The organism is Psychrobacillus faecigallinarum (genome assembly GCF_014836595.1).
Lineage (GTDB): Bacteria > Bacillota > Bacilli > Bacillales_A > Planococcaceae > Psychrobacillus > Psychrobacillus faecigallinarum.
On sequence record NZ_JACSQO010000003.1, the window covers coordinates 64,405 to 84,012 of the forward strand.

At 36.7% G+C, this 19,608-nt stretch carries 19 protein-coding genes and 1 pseudogene; 9 read left to right on the top strand and 11 right to left on the bottom strand.

Translation table 11 applies throughout. The annotated features are described in order from the left end of the window. Nucleotides 1–11: 11 nt before the first annotated feature. The 6 genes and pseudogenes from H9650_RS07960 to H9650_RS07985 form a co-directional block, all read right to left on the bottom strand. Nucleotides 12–287, bottom strand: a complete 276-nt coding sequence (locus H9650_RS07960; RefSeq protein ID WP_154311581.1) for a hypothetical protein — start codon at nucleotides 285–287, stop codon at nucleotides 12–14. 429 nt (nucleotides 288–716) lie between these two features. Then, complete coding sequence (locus H9650_RS07965) at nucleotides 717–1,265, bottom strand: RNA polymerase sigma factor (RefSeq protein ID WP_144540056.1); 549 nt, start codon at nucleotides 1,263–1,265, stop codon at nucleotides 717–719. 224 nt (nucleotides 1,266–1,489) lie between these two features. Next, complete coding sequence (locus H9650_RS07970; RefSeq protein ID WP_225215978.1) at nucleotides 1,490–2,755, bottom strand: hemolysin family protein; 1,266 nt, start codon at nucleotides 2,753–2,755, stop codon at nucleotides 1,490–1,492. Nucleotides 2,756–3,061: 306 nt separating this feature from the next. Then, the gene (locus H9650_RS07975) at nucleotides 3,062–3,967 is read right to left on the bottom strand and encodes a cation diffusion facilitator family transporter (protein ID WP_144539908.1); all 906 of its coding nucleotides are present in this window, start codon (nucleotides 3,965–3,967) and stop codon (nucleotides 3,062–3,064) included. Nucleotides 3,968–4,474: 507 nt separating this feature from the next. Then, nucleotides 4,475–5,161, bottom strand: a pseudogene (locus tag H9650_RS07980) (cyclase family protein). 88 nt (nucleotides 5,162–5,249) lie between these two features. Beyond that, nucleotides 5,250–5,624 carry a VOC family protein gene (locus tag H9650_RS07985; RefSeq protein WP_186318220.1) on the bottom strand — a complete coding sequence of 125 codons (375 nt, stop codon included), beginning with the start codon at nucleotides 5,622–5,624 and terminating at the stop codon, nucleotides 5,250–5,252. 233 nt (nucleotides 5,625–5,857) lie between these two features. On the opposite strand from H9650_RS07985, the gene H9650_RS07990 reads away from it, so the two are divergent. Together H9650_RS07990 and H9650_RS07995 are read left to right on the top strand one after the other, a co-directional pair. Beyond that, complete coding sequence (locus tag H9650_RS07990) at nucleotides 5,858–7,255, top strand: dipeptidase (protein WP_151111453.1); 1,398 nt, start codon at nucleotides 5,858–5,860, stop codon at nucleotides 7,253–7,255. 429 nt (nucleotides 7,256–7,684) lie between these two features. Further along, complete coding sequence (locus H9650_RS07995; protein WP_191696946.1) at nucleotides 7,685–8,134, top strand: hypothetical protein; 450 nt, start codon at nucleotides 7,685–7,687, stop codon at nucleotides 8,132–8,134. Between the two features lie 45 nt (nucleotides 8,135–8,179). Here H9650_RS07995 and H9650_RS08000 read toward each other — a convergent pair whose 3' ends face one another. Then, nucleotides 8,180–8,758 (bottom strand): nitroreductase family protein, encoded by a 579-nt coding sequence (locus H9650_RS08000; RefSeq protein WP_144539919.1) that lies wholly within the window; start codon nucleotides 8,756–8,758, stop codon nucleotides 8,180–8,182. Between the two features lie 188 nt (nucleotides 8,759–8,946). Between H9650_RS08000 and H9650_RS08005 the strand changes: the two genes are divergently transcribed. Together H9650_RS08005 and H9650_RS08010 are read left to right on the top strand one after the other, a co-directional pair. Then, nucleotides 8,947–9,528, top strand: a complete 582-nt coding sequence (locus H9650_RS08005; RefSeq protein ID WP_191696947.1) for a glycerol-3-phosphate acyltransferase — start codon at nucleotides 8,947–8,949, stop codon at nucleotides 9,526–9,528. Nucleotides 9,529–9,601: 73 nt separating this feature from the next. Next, entirely contained in the window at nucleotides 9,602–10,453 is an 852-nt protein-coding gene (locus H9650_RS08010; protein ID WP_191696948.1) for a DegV family protein, read from the top strand. Nucleotides 10,454–10,568: 115 nt separating this feature from the next. On the opposite strand, the gene H9650_RS08015 is transcribed toward H9650_RS08010, so the two are convergent. Together H9650_RS08015 and H9650_RS08020 are read right to left on the bottom strand one after the other, a co-directional pair. Beyond that, on the bottom strand, nucleotides 10,569–11,159 hold the full coding sequence (locus H9650_RS08015) for a GNAT family N-acetyltransferase (protein WP_191696949.1): 591 nt from the start codon (nucleotides 11,157–11,159) through the stop codon (nucleotides 10,569–10,571). Between the two features lie 428 nt (nucleotides 11,160–11,587). After that, complete coding sequence (locus tag H9650_RS08020) at nucleotides 11,588–12,079, bottom strand: amidase domain-containing protein (RefSeq protein WP_144540060.1); 492 nt, start codon at nucleotides 12,077–12,079, stop codon at nucleotides 11,588–11,590. A 113-nt stretch (nucleotides 12,080–12,192) separates the two neighbouring features. Here H9650_RS08020 and H9650_RS08025 point away from each other — a divergent pair, with 113 nt between their 5' ends. Next, nucleotides 12,193–13,215 carry a DUF2804 domain-containing protein gene (locus H9650_RS08025; RefSeq protein ID WP_144539927.1) on the top strand — a complete coding sequence of 341 codons (1,023 nt, stop codon included), beginning with the start codon at nucleotides 12,193–12,195 and terminating at the stop codon, nucleotides 13,213–13,215. A 207-nt stretch (nucleotides 13,216–13,422) separates the two neighbouring features. Here the strand turns inward: H9650_RS08025 and H9650_RS08030 are convergent, their stop codons facing one another. Further along, nucleotides 13,423–14,463, bottom strand: a complete 1,041-nt coding sequence (locus H9650_RS08030; protein ID WP_144539928.1) for an NAD(P)/FAD-dependent oxidoreductase — start codon at nucleotides 14,461–14,463, stop codon at nucleotides 13,423–13,425. A gap of 120 nt (nucleotides 14,464–14,583) precedes the next feature. Between H9650_RS08030 and H9650_RS08035 the strand changes: the two genes are divergently transcribed. The 4 genes from H9650_RS08035 to H9650_RS08050 all read left to right on the top strand — a co-directional run bounded on the left by H9650_RS08035 (nucleotide 14,584) and on the right by H9650_RS08050 (nucleotide 18,375). Further along, complete coding sequence (locus tag H9650_RS08035; protein WP_191696950.1) at nucleotides 14,584–15,384, top strand: ABC transporter ATP-binding protein; 801 nt, start codon at nucleotides 14,584–14,586, stop codon at nucleotides 15,382–15,384. Continuing rightward, on the top strand, nucleotides 15,381–16,310 hold the full coding sequence (locus H9650_RS08040; RefSeq protein ID WP_191696951.1) for an iron-hydroxamate ABC transporter substrate-binding protein: 930 nt from the start codon (nucleotides 15,381–15,383) through the stop codon (nucleotides 16,308–16,310). Before H9650_RS08035 ends, H9650_RS08040 begins: the two co-directional genes overlap by 4 nt. A 62-nt stretch (nucleotides 16,311–16,372) precedes the next feature. Then, nucleotides 16,373–17,371 carry a FecCD family ABC transporter permease gene (locus tag H9650_RS08045; protein ID WP_191696952.1) on the top strand — a complete coding sequence of 333 codons (999 nt, stop codon included), beginning with the start codon at nucleotides 16,373–16,375 and terminating at the stop codon, nucleotides 17,369–17,371. Then, the gene (locus tag H9650_RS08050; protein WP_144539936.1) at nucleotides 17,368–18,375 is read left to right on the top strand and encodes a FecCD family ABC transporter permease; all 1,008 of its coding nucleotides are present in this window, start codon (nucleotides 17,368–17,370) and stop codon (nucleotides 18,373–18,375) included. Before H9650_RS08045 ends, H9650_RS08050 begins: the two co-directional genes overlap by 4 nt. A gap of 474 nt (nucleotides 18,376–18,849) precedes the next feature. Here the strand turns inward: H9650_RS08050 and H9650_RS08055 are convergent, their stop codons facing one another. Next, nucleotides 18,850–19,575, bottom strand: coding sequence for a glycerophosphodiester phosphodiesterase (locus tag H9650_RS08055; protein WP_144539938.1), 726 nt, complete (start codon nucleotides 19,573–19,575; stop codon nucleotides 18,850–18,852). Nucleotides 19,576–19,608: the final 33 nt, after the last annotated feature.

Below are 19,608 nucleotides of genomic sequence, written 5' to 3' on the forward strand. Positions count from 1 at the left end.
GACTTGAAACCTTAGTTATCTCCCGTATCGATAGTTAACTCTAAGTCTATCTCTATTTTCATAGCATGCCATTTTGCTTTATATTTGGCTTTTGGAATCCCATGATATTGCTCATAACGGCACATCCAACAAGAACAATGAACCTTTCCTTTGTTAAACTTACCTCTTACAGGCGTATATTTTTCTTCGTTGTCGTCCCAATTAAAAACATTTCTTGCGATCCACATCTTTTTTTGAATGGCTCGCTCTCGCTGATGGCGAGTGTAAGCTTTCGAACGATTTTTCATATGTATCAGCTCCCTTGAGAAACCCGAGCTTGCAAGGTAAGTCAAGGGGTTGCAATAGCACACCCTACAAGCTCGGCATGAAGCTGAACAACTGGATTAAATGATTCATATTGTTATTTCCTTTCTATTTTAGAAAATGATATCATATCCCAAATCAGAACACATAAAAGAATGTAATACCCAGTTTTACTTAAGCTAACAGAGTGCTTTAATCTGGTAGTGCAACTTTAGGGTTAAATATAAGTATTTCTCGATAGACGAACAGCATACTCAATAGAATTAACAGGAAAAACGAGCTTGGAATTGTTTCCCCAAGCTCGTTTGCTTAAGATAATAATCGATGAAATTCAAAAAGCCTAACTAAAAAAATATAAAACGTGAAACCTATGACACGATTTCACGTCTCTTATTTGTAGGTGCTTCCTTAGATTAAGCAAAAGCTAACGATTCTTTTGCCATTTCATCATTCATAATCATTTCCTTTAAGCGCTGTTTTGCTCTGAATAATCGTGATTTTACTGTTCCAATAGAAACCTTCATGACCTCAGCAATTTCATTCAGTGAAAATTGATGAACGTAGAAGTACATTACAGTTTTTTGGTAAATGGCATCTAGCTCAGAAATTTTTGTACGAACAATTTCGCAAACATCTTCTTTTTCCAGCTGCTCCTCTACAGATAAAACGTCTGATGCGATGAGGTCAAGCAAGGAAATATCTAATTGCTCTGGTTGGTTGGCTACGTATTTACTACGTCTCACTTGCTTACGATAGCGATCGCGGAATGTATTCATACAAATAGTAGTCAGCCATGCTTTAATATGATCTACTTCCTTCATATAAGACTCGTACCTTACAACTTTCATCCATACCTCTTGCATTAAGTCTTCTGCTTCTACAGGATTTTTTGTTAGTTTCAAACATAAATAATATATGTAACGGTTATATTCTTCGTATATATTTTCAATTGTAATTTGCATTTTAATATCCTCCGGTTGGCTTTTCTTTATAACTATATAATGCCAAACCATAACCTTACCCTCCATCGGATTCTCTTTCAGAAAAATTACAAACGTGTAAGAAACCATAAAAACGTACCAGAAAGTTTCAAGATAAGTACGAACTATAGATGATTGATTTTCGCTTTAGGCGGGTGCGTTCCGCGGCGTGCAAAATCTTAGGGTACAAAAAAACACAAGAGAAATTAATCCTCTTGTGTTTCATTTGAAGCATCTTCTGTGTCCTTAGTAATTGTTACCCGGACGATTCTATTGCGCTCCATTTCATTTATTTCTATATAAAGGTTTTCAAAACGGAATTTTTCATTTTCTTCTGGCACATGACCAAGCTGCTCTAAAACGAGCCCGCCTATTGTATCATTCTCTGTTTCAATAGCAAGCTTAAGCATTTCATTTAGCTCTTCAATTTCAAAGCGTCCAGAGCATACAATTTGGCTTTCGGATGATTCAAATAGAAGAATCTCTTCATCATCATCCGTTTCATCCTCAATCTCTTGACCAATCATTTCTTCTATTAAATCTTCATGAGTCACAATACCAAGAGTACCGCCATATTCATCTAATACAATAGCCATATGCTTTTTATGGTTGAGCATAAGCTTAAACACTTTTTCCACACTTAGCGTTTGTACTACAAACAATGGCTCTTTATCAATAATATCTTCTAGAATAAGAGATGGCTCAATCGACCACTCTATTAGTTTTTTAGAATAAAACATCCCAACAATTGTATCTAAGCTATCTTCATATATAGGATAGCGTGTGTACGAATGCTCTAAAATTGTATCCCTTACTTCCTCATAGGTTGCCTCTATTGGGATACCTACTACGTCTGTTCTATGAGTACAGAGAACATCTGAGACATCCTTATTTGGGAAATCTAGAATCCCTCTTATTCTCTCTGACTCCTCTACCTCAAAGGTGCCATCATTTGATGCTAAATCCACCATTGATAGCAGCTCTTCCTTTGTAATCATTGTCTCTTTTACTGCACCATTTGACCCTATTCTGATTAGCATATTCGTAAACTCAGCAATCAAGAAGGTCACTGGTCGAAGTATTGCCACTAAGAATCTTATAAAAGGAGCTACCATGTAGACAACCGTTTCTGAAAAAGTTGCAGCGATTGTCTTAGGCAATACCTCACAAAATAATATAATAAATGCTGCTACAACTACTACAGACCAACCAATATGCAAATCATAATAATCCGCTATCAATATGGCTAGTAACGTCATGGATGTATTTGCTATTGTATTACCAATGAGGATAGTAATAATCATCCGGTCCGGCTTCATCAGCTGGGCAAGTAATTTTACTGCAGCTACCTCCCCCTGCTCAGCTTTCAGCTGGACCTTGGTCCTATTTACTGTCATTAATGCTGTTTCGCTTCCTGAAAGAAAAAAGGAAACCACGATAGACACAGCTAAAAGTACAAATTCTATGTACAATTTTATATCCTCCTATTTATTCACGTTCAAATCTCTTCTTATAACTATAGCATACTGTCATTTTAGTTGTCACAAAACAAACGCGATTCAAAAGCTATGGAATAAAAAAGTCCAAGCCTATGTTTCCACAAAATAAATGAGAAAAAGGGATGAAAAATTTCCTATTTGTAAACTCTTCCCCACTAGACTTCAAGGTGTTTTAGTTCATTAATAAACAAATTTTCTACTCCTTTAGCGGACTATAGGCTAGCAGCGTAAACGAAGTAAATACTCTTCTGAAAAAATACACCTTTTAGAAAGCCTGATTTAAAAATGATAGTCATCTTCAGAAATGACGATTTCCTTTGGATCATACGGTTCAATATGTACAAAGGTTACCGCCTGACTATTTAATGATTCTATCCGTTTTTCAATTCTATCGGAGATATCATGTGAGCGCCTAACGTTTAAATGTGGATTGACACTAATAGTAATATCAATTAACATCATACCTCCATGCTGACGACCGCGAATTTCATTAATTTCACGAACTTGCGCCATATTTTCCACTTCTGCACGGACTTGGGCTAAGAATTTACTATCAAATCCATCAGTTAATAGATATACAGCTTCTTTAAAAATATCTATTGCTGTTTTGATTATAATAACTCCAATGATAAAAGCTGTAATTGTATCAATTATAGGGAATCCAATAATTGCCGCTACAATACCAATTGCTGTTCCAATACTTACAAAAGCATCCGAACGATTGTCGTAAGCAGCAGCCTTTACAGCAGTACTTTTTACTTTTTCAGCTAGCTTGTAGTTGTATTTATATACAGCAAACATAATTGCGGCACTTATTAGTGACACAAAGATTGTTATTATTTCCGGATCTTCATTTGTCGGATGTAGCATATTTTCTACAGCTGAGATCAGTACCTCGATCCCTACATATATCATAATGAACGAAGCTATTAAAGAGGATACTGTTTCTGCACGAAAATGGCCATAACGGTGGTCATCATCTGGTGGCCGCTGTGAAATACGTAGCCCGATCAGTACTGCCACGGATGCAATAATATCTGTAGTATTATTAAGACCATCCGCACGTAATGCCTCTGAATTTCCGAAATATCCAACTGTTAATTTAAATACACTTAACACAATATATGTGACTATAGATAAGTATGCGCCTTTTTCACCTGCGCGCAAGTTTGTGTATAGCTCCAAAATGTTTCCCCTCCGCAACTTCCCTAAAAACACGAAAGAGGCTACCCATTGCCTAAACGACAATGGGTAACCTCTATAGTTAGTTTTTTCATTATAGCATTTGTTCGTATTTAAAGATAGTTTTACGTGTAGTACCCTTGAATTTCCATTTTTGAAACTTTATAAACGAATCCAGTTAATTAGGAAAAGTGTGAACATGTAATACATAGAATGACTTCCACATAAATTCTTTCTGAAAAAACATAACAAAACGTGTGAAGGATAAGCCACCCCCATGTAATACTTCTGTCGCTAAAATTAACACGATAAATTTTCGTGTGTAAAACTTTAAATCATCTTGTCCCTTGTTAGATATAGATTAGGTTTGTGGCGTTCAATTTTAGATGGTTACTTTCACTGTTCTTTTTTATGATATTCGAATCTAGTATATTGAAGAGTTTTTGTACTATAAGAGTTGAAATTGCATATACCCTTCTATACTTTTATAAAGTAGTACACATCATTTTTTTATTCTTCAATTTGGACCACTACATTAACAACAGATGCATCATGATTTTTGATACGTAAAGGTGCTGTAAAAGCAGAAATGATCTTTTTGCCTATTAAGGGCTCAGGATTGATGTCTTCATAGATAAGCATTGTCGGTTCCTCGTATCTTTCATGATCTAAAAAAGCATGGTGGACAAAATAGCCATTTTCTTTCGCTTCTGTTAAGTTTTCAATACTTAAAGTATCAATGGCTACAGCTTTACAGTTCGGCAATTTCGTCCGTATATATTCGGCTGCATCCGGTGAAACAGATGGGAAGTTATTAGCATATTTTTCGAAATCATTTTCACGATATTTCCAGTGGCTAGTATTAAAAATTAGAATATCAGCTTCCTTCAATTCTTCATATTCCTCTAGCTTTTCAATAGTGATAAAGCCGTTTGGACCTACTGGACAATCGATTAACAACGGATTTTATTAAATGAAGTCTTCAATTGGAATAGCGTCTATTCCCTTGCCATTATTTAAATGATGCCAGGGGGCATCCACATGCGTCCCAGCGTGAAGATACATGCTCAATACGCTACCATTCCAGTCATCTCCTTTTTCCAAACGCTCTCTCGGCTCTAATTTCACTTCCGGTAAACCTGGATAAACGGGCATTCCTTCATAAATCGGGTAACCAATTTCAACATGTTTCTTCATTCTGGCATGCTCCCTATATATTTATTTGTAAATTCTATAGAGTGAATATTATCTTCTTGTAGATAGCACCTAGAAGAATACTCCCTCTTTAAGCAAAACCGTGTACCCTAATTAAATTGTCATCTAAATCTTTAAAATAAAACTCGTGATAATTTAATACAGGATTTTCTATCGCTTGGACTTGAACTCCCTTTTCCTTCAATAGGCTGTGCGTCTCGAAAACGTGATCACTTTGCAAATCCAAAGCAACACTTTTAGGCAACACATTTGAATCACTTGCTTTGAAACGATTACTAATTGCTAGTTTTGTATTTTCATTTATAGGGAAAAAGTATGCAACATCAATGTTGTTAGTAGGTTTGATACCTAATATGTTTGTATACCAATCCACTGAAGCCGATAAATCCTTCACAAAACACCAAACAACTACATTGCCATTAAAAATAGTTTGATTTTCAAACAATTGTATTCCTCCCTGATATTGTAATTTTATTACTATTCTTTAAACGGAAACAAAATACCTTTTAAATATAGTCTTTCTTTTCTAAATGTTTATATTTCTCTATTTGGTACTTCTAATGATAATCATATATCTCTTCTAAAACCTTAGCGCCACTAGATTCTCCGAGTTATTTAGTTGTCACAAAACTTATGCTATACTGTTTTTACTATATCTTTAGAAAGAAGGATGGATCCATGAGCCAACTAACAATCTTAGACAATTACTTTGCAGAAAAAAGAGAAAAACACTTAGAAGAATTGAAAAAATTTCTTAGTATACCAAGCATTTCATCCTTATCAGAGCACAAAGCCGATATGCAAAAGGGTGCAGAATGGCTATCAGATTCATTTAAGCAAGCTGGTCTAGAAAATATTGTGATTGATGAAACAAAGGGGCATCCAGTAGTGTATGCTGATTGGTTACATGCGGAGGACAAGCCAACTGTGCTTATTTATGGACATTACGATGTTCAGCCTGTAGACCCTTTGAACCTTTGGGAATCTGAACCATTTAATCCAGAGGTACGCGATAACAAGCTATATGCACGTGGTGCTAGTGACGATAAAGGTCAAGTATTTATGCATGTTAAAGCTGTCGAAGCACTTCTTGAACTTGAGGGATCCTTACCTGTCAATGTGAAGTTCCTAATAGAAGGCGAAGAAGAGGTTGGCAGCCCTAATTTAGAAGAGTACATCGAAAGCAATAAGGATAAGCTTGCAGCAGATGTAATCGTTATTTCCGATACAGGTATGCAAGGACCTGGACAACCAGCAGTTTGTTATGGTTTACGTGGTTTATGTGGTGTTCAAATTGATGTAAAAGGTGCAAAAGGCGACCTACATTCTGGACTTTACGGTGGCGGTGTACAAAACTCCATCCATGCGTTAGTCTCCATTTTAGAGTCTTTCCGTGACGAAGAAGGTACCATCGAAGTAGAGGGCTTCTATGATAATGTTCGTCCTTTAATGGAAGAAGAACGTGAAGCATACGCTGCTCTTGGTTTCAACGAGGATGAGTTGAAACAAGAAGTTGGCGTCACTGAGTTATTTGGTGAAAAAGGATATACTCATCTAGAACGTGTTTGGGCACGTCCAACTCTCGAAATTAATGGGATATTTGGTGGTTTCTCTGGGGAAGGTATTAAAACTGTATTACCGAGCGAGGCAGGAGCAAAAATTACTTGTCGCTTAGTACCAGATCAGGACCCTGAAGAAATTGTTACAAAACTGAAAGCACATATTGAAAAGCATAAACCAGCCGGTGTAACAGTGAAAGTAACTGAATTTGATAAAGGAAAACCTTTCATCACACCTTTTGACCATCCTGCTATTCAAGCAGCAGGTCGCAGCTACGAAAAAATATATGCTGTACCAACTGCTTATACTCGCGGTGGTGGATCAATTCCAATCGTAGCAGCTTTCGATGAAATTCTTGAACTACCAGTAGTATTGATGGGCTTCGGATTATCTACCGAAAACTTCCATGCTCCTAATGAGCATTTCCATTTAGAAAATTTTGATAAGGGATTACGTGTTATTGGTGATTACTATAATGAACTGTCTAGCCTATCAAAAGAAGAATTAAAAAAATAATAATAATAATATTATAATTTAGCACATGGATTCTTTTTGAATTCATGTGTTTTTTATTATCCTCCTAATGTATAATTCTTTATTACATGGATTAATATCCCATAAAGAAGGAGAGTAACCAAATTTATTAAGCTAATTGCTAGGAAGGTTATTACACCTGTTATTACTGCAATGATTTTTGGTTTAATTTTTTCTTCTTATAACTTGATTGGCAATGATTCTATTCCGCCGTATAGTCGTGGGGAAGAGTTCATAGCTTGGGCTTTGACTTTATTTTTCTATAGCGGATTCATCATACTTATATATGGTACACCTGTCTCCCTCCTCCTAGAATTTATCTTAAGAAAAAAAATGCCCAAATATAATTGGTTATATATTTTGTTTCACGCTTTTTTTGGTGGTCTATTCTTTTATCAGAAATTAGACCTTATGTTTTTAGGTATTGTTCCTGCCCTCATATACAGCATAGTTGATAGATGGTTATATACTAAAAATTTGGACGGCCGCCATATTACCTTTGGATTTCTTTCTCCGATTGCTCTTGCTGTGGTTCTCTGGTTATTTTTCTCCCTAATTTCAGAATCTCGGCCACCTTTTACTAGTGAAGAGGCAATTGCGCTTGCAACATCTGGAGAAGACACTATTTCTAGTAACTTTCCAAAAGAGAAGGATAAATGGAGCGGTAACATTGAAGGTTTTAACGTATCTAGAAAAACATCTGCTAGAAAAATAGGTGATGATCAGTATCTCGTTACATTTACAGAAACCTGGGAAAAAGGGTATGTAAATGGGACCTATTCTGTTTCATATATAGTCAATAGGAATTCAGTTTCTCTTCATAGCGAAGGCGGTAAATCCCCCCCTTACTATAAAAAATAAGGCGAGTAAGAATGGGGCCCCCACTCTTACTCGCCTCAATATTAGTTAGTTCTCGTTTCCAAAGAATGTGATAACTTCTTCTATACTCTTTCGTGGTTTTGGTTTAGGAGCCTCGTCATAATAACCGACCTGTAACATGCTAATGATACGTTCTCCTGGCTTTACTCCTAAAGATTCACGAAATTTTGGATTATCTAGGAATCCTGGCGTTTTCCAGCATGATCCGATGCCTCGATCCCATGCTAACAACTGGATATTTTGAACAAGCATGCTAGCTGCAGCATAATCCTCTAAACGTTCCTTTTGGCGTGCATCCTCTGGAACAATAACAAATACATAACCACCTGGATTTTTATACTTTTGCATTTGTTTTTCTAAGGCATCCTCTGAAAGCTCATGCCATTTCGGTATCCCATATTCTTTTAACAGCTCATGTAATTCATTTAATTCTGACCCACATGCGACGATAAAGCGCCATGGCTGTCTTAGCTGGTGATTAGGCGCCCATAGGGCATCCTCCAAAATAGATAGTAGCACTTCTCTGTCTACAGGCTGTCCATTAAATAATTTTATAGATCTTCTTTGAATAATTGCATCTTTTACCGTCAATGATTGTTCATTCATTATTACACCCTCTTAATTGTCAGTCTTTTTCATCCATTCAATCATACCAATTTATATCAGAGTTTAAAAGTCTTTCAGTTGTTACCTAGTTTTATGTAACGTTACTTTAAATCTTAGTGTAAAATAAAACAAATGGGAATTTTTTCTTTTGTGTATTAATACATTACTAACATTTTTGAGGTGATACATTGCTCCTACTCTACTGGATTTTCAGCTATTTTGTTGGTAATTTCCTTACAGCCTGGTGGGTCGGTAAGTGGAAAAATACAGATTTAAGGACGGAACGCAGTGGCAACCTCGGCGCTAGGAATGCTGGCGCAGTTTTAGGGAAGGCAGCCTTTGGTTTAACCTTCGTTGGTGATGCATTAAAAGGGATTCTAGTTCTTTATGTAGGCTATGTTTTAGATTTCTCTACCCTTACTATTGCTACCGGGGCTTTCTTCGTTATAATTGGTCACCTTTACCCCCTTTGGTTAAAAGGAAAAGGAGGAAAAGGAATTGCTACCTTTATAGGGGTGTCACTTGCTCTTAACCCTTTTTTGTTCGGAATGCTGGCAGTCGTTTTTCTACTCTTACTTTCCGTTATCCGCAGTGCAACATTAAGCATGATTTTAGCCTTTAGTGCATACGGTATTCTATGTTTAGTTATACCGGAATATCAAGATTTGGCCCCTCTTTCCTTAATAATTATAATCATTATAATAAAACACCGACATGATGTAGTAGATTCCTGGCATGAACGTTGGTGGAACAAATCCAATTTAAATTAATTGATATTAAAGAATTTAACAGGAGTATGATTTCCTAATTATGATTAAAATTAAAATAGATAGGATGTAAGTAATGACCTCACAAAAAATCGCATGGGTAGTAGATAGCAGTGCTTATATAAGTAATTTATTAAGAAATCATCCAGACGTATATGTTGTACCTATTAACATTCACTTTGGAACGGAACAATTTGTCGATGGTGTCGATTTGACGTCCGAGCAGTTGTATGAGCGAATCAGAAACGGGGCTGATTCCATAAAAACCTCACAGCCTTCAGCTGGAGAATTTGCTCAATTGTATACAAAACTAAGCACCGAATATAGCTCTATTATCGCCATTCATGTTTCACAAAGCTTAAGTGGTACCCTTTCCTCGTCTGTAGCTGGAGCGCAAATTGCCCAAGTAGAAGTTGATTGTATCGATTCTCTTTCTCTATCAGCAGGGATTACCGGGCTGGTAGAAAAGGGAATGAAGCTTGATGAAGATGGAATTCCTTACAAAGAAATAGTGGCCTATTTAAAGACAGAGGCTACTAAATTCAAAAATTATATTTTAATAGGGAATCTTACGCAGCTTTATAAAGGTGGAAGGTTAAGTAGCGCTCAGTTTTACTTAGGCACTCTGTTAAAAATAAAACCTGTAATACAGATAAACAATAAAGGCGAATTACAAGAGCTCGATAAAGTTAGATCACATAAAAAGGCAATTCAGTATTTAATCAATAAAGTGGTTGATTCAGCAAATAATGAAGGAAGTAAGACGATTTATATTATGCATGCCAATGCCCTACAACAAGCAAATGATTTAAAAGAAGCCCTTTTGCTTCACTGTCCACAATTAGACATAGTTATAGGAGAAATAAGTACCTCACTAGCAGTACACGCAGGGGAGGATACAATTGCAGTATTATGGTACGCCCCTTAAATCTGCATGCCATATTAAAGCTAAAGTTTGATTTTGAAAAGCCATAAAAAATGAGCTGGAGAATATATCTCCAAGCTCATTCCATTTTGATGTTCATTTTTTACTTAAGCACCCGTTAGTGCATTAAAAAGGATGCTTTAGATTTATCAATTCCCTGTTTTTCTTCCCATTCTTCTCGTAACATTCCCATCTTAATTGCATCAAAATATTCCCCGTCAACCATTCTAGCGTTTCTTATTCGTGCTTCTTCTTTCATCCCAATTCTTTCTGCTACCTTCATCATCCTTACATTACCTGACCACGTTGACATTCCTAACCTATGTAAATCAGTAGAACTGAATAAGAAATCTATCCAGAGTTTATAAGCCTCGGTTCCATAGCCACCATTCCAGTAATTGTTATCATAAATGACTATTCCAGTTTCTAACCAATTAGTGTTTTTATCTACCCAATAAGAGCCTACCGTTCCAATTAATTTATTTCCTACAAAAATGATTAATGAATTAGGAGTGTTGGGTGCAATTTCATAGTCTTTATCCCAATTTATTTTAAACTCTTCTTTTGTTATTTTAGTCTCAGGTATGTAAGGGCCATTCCATTTCTTCGCTTCTTGTTTCTTATCTTCATACTTCCAATAATATAAGTCATCAATATCTTGTTGGTTAGCCTCTTTCAATTCAACTTTTTGCCCGACGATTTTTATCATAAATGTAAATTCCCTCCTCTATATCTGTTTAAACTAATATTAACATAATATTCAACCGGCTTTTGAAAAAGGAGTTCTAGAAGTAAAGGTCCAGTTAGTTTAATAAGAGGGTGAGTAAATCCTATCTGTATCAGTATCAATTACAAAATCAACTTTTATATTGTTGGAATAAGGTATTTGTTCAAAATTTTGAAGTCTGAAAATACATTTGTAAGATTACTTGTCTCTAATACTAATTCTTTAGCATTGAGGTACTTTTGCTTTAGTCGCTGTTTTGAACACTTTTTACACGTAAGTAGAACTTGTTGAAAGAAATCGTCAATTTCAATAATCATAATAATCACGACTAGTTGCTAATCAGTCATATAAACAAATAAAAAGAAAGGGCGTTTTATTCGCCCTCCCTTTTCTCCTCCTTATAAAACCCCTTAGAAATCGTCCTTAACATGGAAGAATATATATTTCGTATTTGATGTATAAGCATATGAGTCATGATAGTCCCAGTACCTGTTTCTACTATTATTAGTGTGCGCATTTACGTAGGGTACTCCATCTTGAATACGTGTTACGATTGTTGAATGATCCCATCTGCCGTCTCCCTCAAAATCATAAAATATTAGATCTCCAAGAATCAGTTCTTGCGCTGAATTCACTTGTTTGGCTTGTAGCCCAATAGTAGAGCCAGCTAGGTACCAGCGTAAAGAATGGGGTGTTGACCAACTTAGACTCCATGTATTGTTTCCTAACCACCAACCTTTCTGCCTATTAGGCTGCCCTCTCATAGGAGCGCCTCCAGCGAGCAAGCATTGAGAAATATAATTCGTACAGTCCACATCAAAAATAGGAAAATTAGGGTTATAGCTATTCCACCATGTTTCCGCGTACTGAACTGCTGCTTGCCGATTATATTTTACCAAAATTTCCACCTCCTTCTATTCTGTTTATATGTATTCATCGAAAATATATGCTAGTATGAAGGTAACTGGAAATTTTTTGTGAATTCAATTTATATTTTAGGAAAGGAAGTTGGCTTATGCGACAACATGCAGAAAAGGAAATCACCTCGCCGACTTTGCTATGCGATGATAAAGGGAATCTAAATCCCAAGGCAATAGGTTTTGCTAGAAAGCCAATAATTGAAAGTAACTTAAAGGGTCATTATATGCGGAAGAAAAAGTGGAATTACTGGTGTGTGTTTGGAGATGAAATTCTATTCTCAGCAACTATTAGCCACTTAGACTACGCAGCCGTCTGCTTTGTCTATTTCCTGAATTACGAAACACAACGCTTTGTTGAAAAGACCGTAACCATTCCCTTAGGCAATAAAGTTAAGATGCCTGATCAGGTATTAGAAAGCGTTCACCTTCATTCGGAGGAAATGTCCATCCAACTTTTGTATATTCAAAATGAGACCCATATGACAGTTACTGTTCCTAATTTTGATGGAGAAATGTTACACGCTGACATACATATCACCCATCCACCAGACGATGATTCCCTGAATGTGGTGATTCCTTGGAATAGGACTCAATTTCAATTTACCGCAAAGCACCACCTCTTACCTACCAAGGGTTTTGTAAAAATGGGAGATTCCCGCTATCACCTTCAGGAGCATGACAACTTTGCAGTCTTGGACTATGGAAGAGGGGTCTGGCCGCGTCAAGCAACATGGAACTGGGGGTTTGCTTCACAACGTGTAGGCTTAAAACGAATTGGCTTAAACCTTGGAGGTAAATGGACTGACGGAACTGGTATGACTGAAAATGCTGTGATTGTAGATGGAATCTTAACGAAGATTCATGAGGATTTGATTTTTCACTATCAAACAAATGACTTCATGGTACCATGGACGATTAAAACGAAGTTTTCTAATGATGTAGATTTAACCTTTACCCCCTTCTTCCATAGAGTAGCTAAGACAGATGCAAAACTGGTTTCATCAGAAGTAAACCAGATGATGGGTTACTACAATGGAAAAATCCAATTGGAGGATGGCCCAACTTTACAGATTCTACAGATGCTTGGATGTATAGAAGAGCATAAGGCCAAATGGTAAGATATAAACAAGAGGGTGCAAAAGAATTAATTCTTTTGCACCCTCTTGTCTAAAACATATATATTTAAATCAATTTCAGCATGCCAACAATTTTACATGAAATGAACAATATTATTAAAGGATTCTAAAGAAATGCAGGCTACGATCCTTTTGTTAGTTGATAAGCTATCTTTGCTGTTCACTCTAGTAATAATTGAACTTCACTTTTTAAATAAGTAGCTCAAGCATTTGTTTATTTTTTTCTTTAAAAATCTCATTATGAGAGGAAACCATTGCTGCACTATGGGCATCTGGCTGAATAAAACGTTTTGCACGGTTTACAGCGTTAGCTGCGTCCTGAAATGTACCCGCTATTAAATGGAGCTTCCCGGGATGAGCTAATATGTCCCCAGCGGCATAAATGCCTGCTACGGATGTCTCGCTTGTACTTGTACCGTCTACGTAATATTCATCCTTTACCGCAATGTTGACTGTACTATTTTCAATAAGTTCCGCGTCTCTTTCATAGCCATGATTGATAATTACCTCATCAATGTCTAAGAAGTTCACTTCTCCTGTTTCATTATTCGTCAACGCCACTTGCTCGATAATTTCATGGTTATTCGACGCAATTAATTTAGAGATAGACGTATTAAATAAGCAGGTGACCGTACTGTTCATCAATTGAGTAATTTGCGCCTCATGTCCGTTTAATGCATCTTTTCTGTAAGTAACATAAACCTTTTTTGCAATTGGCTCCAGCTCGTTTGCCCAATCAATCGCAGAGTTTCCACCGCCAGAGATAATAACCGTTTTATCCTTGAAGCGACGTTTAGATTTAATAGTGTAATTTAAATTACTTACTTCAAAACGTTCTGCCCCTTCTATATCTAACTTAAGTGGATTAAGAATCCCACCTCCGATAGCGAGGATAATCGTCTTAGAGTAATGGACTTGACCGGATGCAGTTGTTAAGCAAAAAATCTTTTCATTGCTTTTGGTGATGGATTCTACCTTTTCATTTAATACAACCTCTGGATTAAACGTTAGCCCCTGCTCCACCAGCTGACCTATCAAACGTTCACCTGATATAGGAGGCTGTCCCCCTACATCCCATATCATTTTTTCAGGGTATACATGTATTTTTCCGCCCAACTGAGGCTGAAATTCAATAATTTTTGTCCTCATTTCTCGTAATCCACTATAAAAAGCTGAATATAATCCTGCTGGACCACCACCAATGATTGTTACATCAAATACATCCTGCATATGCTTTAGTCTCCTCTAAAAGTTATTGTTGACTTCTGTCCAAAAATTCCATATAGTTTCTTTATGATAATGATAATCGTTATCACTAATTTTATCAACTGTTAGTTTGGAGGTTTTGAAATGGTTCGCCTTTTTACAGAGGATTTGTCTATAGTTTACGGCGAAAAACTCATAGTGAAGGATCTTTCTGTACAGATTCCCGATCAAAAAATTACGACGATTATCGGACCTAATGGCTGTGGAAAATCCACCCTACTAAAAGCTATCACTCGGATTATTCCCCATCACTCTGGCTCCATTGTTCTAGATGGCAAAACAGTCTCAAGGGAAAACACTAAAGTACTAGCTAAAAAGATGGCGATCCTTCCTCAAACTCCTGAGAGTGCAAGTGGACTCACAGTTGGAGAGCTTGTGTCATATGGTCGATTCCCCTATCAAAATGGGTTTGGACGCCTAAGCCAAAAAGATTATGAAGTAATTGATTGGGCTTTGGAAGTAACTGGGACGATCAATTTTAAATATCTACCAGTAGATTCACTTTCAGGCGGACAACGCCAAAGAGTATGGATTGCTATGGCTCTTGCACAGGAAACCGAAATCATCTTTTTAGATGAGCCAACCACTTATCTGGATATGGCACACCAATTAGAGGTATTAGAGCTTTTACAAAAATTAAATCAACAAGAAAAGAGAACAATTGTAATGGTTTTACATGATTTAAACCAGGCGGCTCGTTTTGCTGATTATATAATTGCACTAAAAGGTGGACAAATTGTTAAAGCCGGAGATAGCAATGAAGTTATTTCAAAAGATGTGTTAAGAAATGTGTTCCAAATTGATGCAGAAATAGGTAAAGATCCCCGAACAAATAAACCTATGTGCATCACTTATAACTTACTTAAGGGAGAATATAAAAAATGAAAAAGCTATTAATGCCGTTTTTAATTTTACTTATATTAACATTAGCTGCTTGTAATAGTGATGAGTCTAGTAATACAGACGCAAATAGCAATAATGATAAAAATGAAACTGATACTATTACATATGAATCCGAGGAAGGCCCTATCGAAGTTCCTGCAAATCCGAAACGTGTGGTAGTAGTCTCTACCTATGCGGGAAATGTAGCTTCACTTGGAGTAAACATTGTTGGTGTGGACGCTTGGGCTAAATCAAATCCTCAATTTAATGAATACTTTGCGGATGTAGAAGAGATTTCAGAAGAAAATCTGGAAAAAATCATTGAATTAGATCCTGATTTAATCATTGGACTTTCCACTGCTCAAAATCTTGATAAATTAAAAGAGATTGCTCCTACAGTAACTTTCACATATGGAAAAGTAGACTACTTGGAACAGCAATTAGAAATAGGAAAGTTATTAAACAAGGAAAAAGAGGCTCAGGAATGGATTGATGATTTTAAAGAGCGTGCACAAAAAGCTGGCGAAGAAATAAAAGCAAAAATTGGGGACGATGCAACTGTTTCTGTCATTGAAAATTTTGACAAACAAATTTATGTTTTCGGCGATAACTGGGGACGAGGGACAGAAATTCTCTATCAGGAAATGAATCTAGCAATGCCTAAGAAAGTACAGGAAATGGCTTTAAAGGATGGATATTATGCCTTATCATTAGAAGTTCTTCCTGAATATGCAGGAGACTATATCATTTTCAGCAAGGTTTCCACTCAAGATAACTCTTTCCAAGAAACAGATGTATATAAAAATATTCCTGCAGTAAAAAACGGACGTGTCTTTGAGGCAAATGCAGAAGAATTTTATTTCAACGATCCAATTTCATTAGATAATCAGCTAGAATTTTTTAAAGAACAATTTTTGAACAGTAAATAAATATGTTGGAGGGATTCATATTAGGAATTCCTCCTTCTTCATGTTAGGAAAGGAATAATAATATGAAATCTTCTGCGCATTTCAGTTTAAAATTTTTAATCGGGGGCCTGTTGCTTATTGTTGTGTTTTGTTTAGCTTTGGTGCTCGGAGCTGCTCAAACAACTGTGCAGGATGTATGGAATGCTGTTTTCTCTACTATCAAAAGTGATTCTATTAATATACTGCGAGAAATCCGTCTTCCTAGAGAAGTTGGAGCAGTTTTAGTAGGGGCTGCTCTGGCAATTTCAGGAGCTATTATGCAAGGTATAACACGAAATCCTTTAGCGGATCCTGGTTTGTTAGGTCTGACCTCAGGAGCAAATGCTGCGTTAGCGGTAACTATTGCCCTTCTTCCTGCAACCAATTACTTGGGTATTACAATCGCCTGCTTTATAGGCTCTGCTGTGGGTGCCATCATGGTTTTTAGTATAGGGGCAGCAAGAAAAGGAGGTTTTTCTCCTTTACGTATTGTTCTTGCGGGGGCTGCAGTTTCTGCTTTCCTGTATGCAATTGCAGATGGAGTAGGTATCTATTTTAAAATCTCTAAGAATGTGTCTATGTGGACTTCAGGAGGCTTAATAGGTACATCTTGGAGTCAGCTACAAATAATCTCCCCTTTTATTATTTTAGGGATATTGGTTTCACTGCTTCTTTCCAGACAGCTAACAATTTTAAGTTTAAATGAAGAGGTAGCAGTTGGTCTTGGGCAAAGAATACTTTTAGTGAAAATGGTACTCTTCATAGTGGTTATTTTACTTGCTGGATCTTCGGTGGCACTTGTAGGGAACATGGCTTTTGTTGGGCTGATGGTTCCACATATAGTTCGAGCTATTGTTGGAACGGATTATCGATTCATCATCCCTATGTCAGCAATAGTAGGAGCCATTCTTATGGTTCTTGCCGATACGATTGGGCGCACCATAAATATGCCTTATGAGACTCCTGTTGCTGCAATCATTGCTATAATGGGCTTACCCTTCTTTCTAATCATCGTACGAAAAGGGGGTAAAGTATTTCAATGATTCATCCAAAAACAATAAAAAAACAACGAATACTATTTTTTAGTCTTCTTGCTTTAATCTTATTAACGGCTTTTCTAAGCGCTGGAATCGGCTACTCTTCCCTATCCTTTAACCGGTTGTTGCCAACTATTCTAGGGAATGGGTCTTTTAAAGAGGAATTTGTATTTTTTTCTGTTCGCTTACCTAGAATTATTATTACCTTATTAGCCGGAATGGCTTTAGCTCTATCCGGTGCAATTTTGCAGGGAGTTACTAGGAACGATTTGGCTGATCCCGGAATAATTGGGATAAATTCTGGGGCTGGTGTTGCAATTGCTGTTTTCTTTCTCTACTTTCCTATACAGCCTGGCTCCTTCATATATATGCTTCCTCTTGTAGCATTTTTAGGAGCTTTAATAACAGCATTTGTCATTTATATTTTTTCCTATAATCGAGAAATTGGATTGCAGCCTGTTCGTTTAGTTCTCATTGGTGTTGGTTTTTCAATGGCTCTTTCGGGATTAATGATTGTTATTATTTCCTCTGCGGAGACGCAAAAGGTCGACTTTATAGCTAAATGGCTAGCAGGTAATATATGGGGAGCTGATTGGCCATTCATTTTAGCTCTTCTTCCATGGCTCATTGTTTTAGTTCCTTTTACTATGTATCGTGCTAATCGCCTAAATCTCTTAGGTTTAAGTGAGCCCGCTGCAATTGGAGTAGGCGTCTCTATTGAAAAAGAACGTATTATTTTTCTTTTAGTAGCAGTAGCTCTAGCTGCGTCAGCAGTTAGTGTAACTGGAGGAATTGCTTTTATAGGACTCATGGCTCCACATATAGCAAAGTCTCTTGTAGGCCCACGTCATCAGCTGTTTTTGCCTATTTGTATTCTTTTAGGTGGCTGGTTGCTTCTGTTAGCAGATACTATCGGAAGAAATGTTATCGAGCCGAGTGGCATCCCTACCGGAATTGTAGTCGCGTTAATAGGCGCACCTTACTTTATGTATTTGTTATTAAGGAAATAAATGATTTTTTTAGAAAAAGCATATGTATATTAAATCAAAGTGAGTGATTTCCGCTTTAGTCGGACGCTTTCCGCGGGGTGAGCGATAAGCCATACCCGTCGCTTACGCGTCGTTTGGGATGGCTTATCTGTCTCACTCATCCCGCTGGAGTCGCCGCCTGTCGCTCCAATCAACAAAAAATAAATTGCTTGCAACAAAACAAGCTACTACATAATTATTTCATTTTTATTCTAGTTCACTAAACTAGAATATCTTCGAGCTTTAAGAATAGTAATTGCGCTTTGGTTATGGCTATCAAATTGTAAATGTAACCTCAAAGGTTGTTTTGTTACTTTCAACACCAGATTTGTCCGTAATGGTAATATATTATTTATAAATTTCTCCGCTCAATAAAAACGTCATGAGCATTAGGTCTTGATCTATTTAGAATGTCTATATAAAAAAAGATAGTGTGATTTCACACTATCTTTTTTATTATTTTCGATTATTTAAGTAGTCTAGCATTTTCTTTGGATAGTCAGTAAAAATGGCATCTATTCCTACTGACATTAACATATCCACATAAGCCTCTTCATTTACAGTGAAGACGCGTACTTTTTTTCCACTTGCTACTGCTTCTTGTCCCATTCTTCTAAATACCGTCGGAAAGAAAGTGTGCAAGGCATCCGCTCCTACAGCCTCCGCATATAAATGTGGGGCCACCATCACTTCCATGAATAAGATAGCTGTCTCCACCTCTGGAGCCTTCTCTTTAAAACTTTGTATCATTTCATGATTAAAGGAGGAAATAACGACACGATTTACTAATCTATAATCTCTTAACATATTGATTGCTTTCTCTTCCATTCCTTCGTATGGAAAAACGTCAGACTTCAATTCAATATTAATATGATGATGAGTATCCTTAAACACATATAAAACTTCTCTTAGAGTGGGGATCTTTTCACCTTTAAATTTTGATGAGAACCATGCACCAAAATCGTAGGATTCTAATTGCGCTAGCGTCATATCCTTCACATAACCTTGTCCATTGGAAGTTCGATTAATTTTCTCATCGTGGATAACTACAAGTTCTCCATCTTTTGTCATATGAACATCAAATTCTACTCCATGTACAGGTAAAGCTGCTGCTGCTTTAAAGGCCGAAATAGTGTTTTCAGGATGCGTTCCAGATGAGCCTCTATGTGCATAAATTTTCATAATATACCTCCCTCATATTTGTTATAGTTAGTA

Bases quoted from the DNA above. Each gene is read 5' to 3' on its own strand.
- H9650_RS07960 (WP_154311581.1), bottom strand. From the start codon at position 287: ATGAAAAATCGTTCGAAAGCTTACACTCGCCATCAGCGAGAGCGAGCC.
- H9650_RS07965 (WP_144540056.1), bottom strand. From the start codon at position 1,265: ATGCAAATTACAATTGAAAATATATACGAAGAATATAACCGTTACATA.
- H9650_RS07990 (WP_151111453.1), top strand. From the start codon at position 5,858: ATGAGCCAACTAACAATCTTAGACAATTACTTTGCAGAAAAAAGAGAA.
- H9650_RS07995 (WP_191696946.1), top strand. From the start codon at position 7,685: ATGTTTTTAGGTATTGTTCCTGCCCTCATATACAGCATAGTTGATAGA.
- H9650_RS08000 (WP_144539919.1), bottom strand. From the start codon at position 8,758: ATGAATGAACAATCATTGACGGTAAAAGATGCAATTATTCAAAGAAGA.
- H9650_RS08010 (WP_191696948.1), top strand. From the start codon at position 9,602: ATGACCTCACAAAAAATCGCATGGGTAGTAGATAGCAGTGCTTATATA.
- H9650_RS08015 (WP_191696949.1), bottom strand. From the start codon at position 11,159: ATGATAAAAATCGTCGGGCAAAAAGTTGAATTGAAAGAGGCTAACCAA.
- H9650_RS08025 (WP_144539927.1), top strand. From the start codon at position 12,193: ATGCGACAACATGCAGAAAAGGAAATCACCTCGCCGACTTTGCTATGC.
- H9650_RS08030 (WP_144539928.1), bottom strand. From the start codon at position 14,463: ATGCAGGATGTATTTGATGTAACAATCATTGGTGGTGGTCCAGCAGGA.
- H9650_RS08035 (WP_191696950.1), top strand. From the start codon at position 14,584: ATGGTTCGCCTTTTTACAGAGGATTTGTCTATAGTTTACGGCGAAAAA.
- H9650_RS08040 (WP_191696951.1), top strand. From the start codon at position 15,381: ATGAAAAAGCTATTAATGCCGTTTTTAATTTTACTTATATTAACATTA.
- H9650_RS08045 (WP_191696952.1), top strand. From the start codon at position 16,373: ATGAAATCTTCTGCGCATTTCAGTTTAAAATTTTTAATCGGGGGCCTG.
- H9650_RS08050 (WP_144539936.1), top strand. From the start codon at position 17,368: ATGATTCATCCAAAAACAATAAAAAAACAACGAATACTATTTTTTAGT.
- H9650_RS08055 (WP_144539938.1), bottom strand. From the start codon at position 19,575: ATGAAAATTTATGCACATAGAGGCTCATCTGGAACGCATCCTGAAAAC.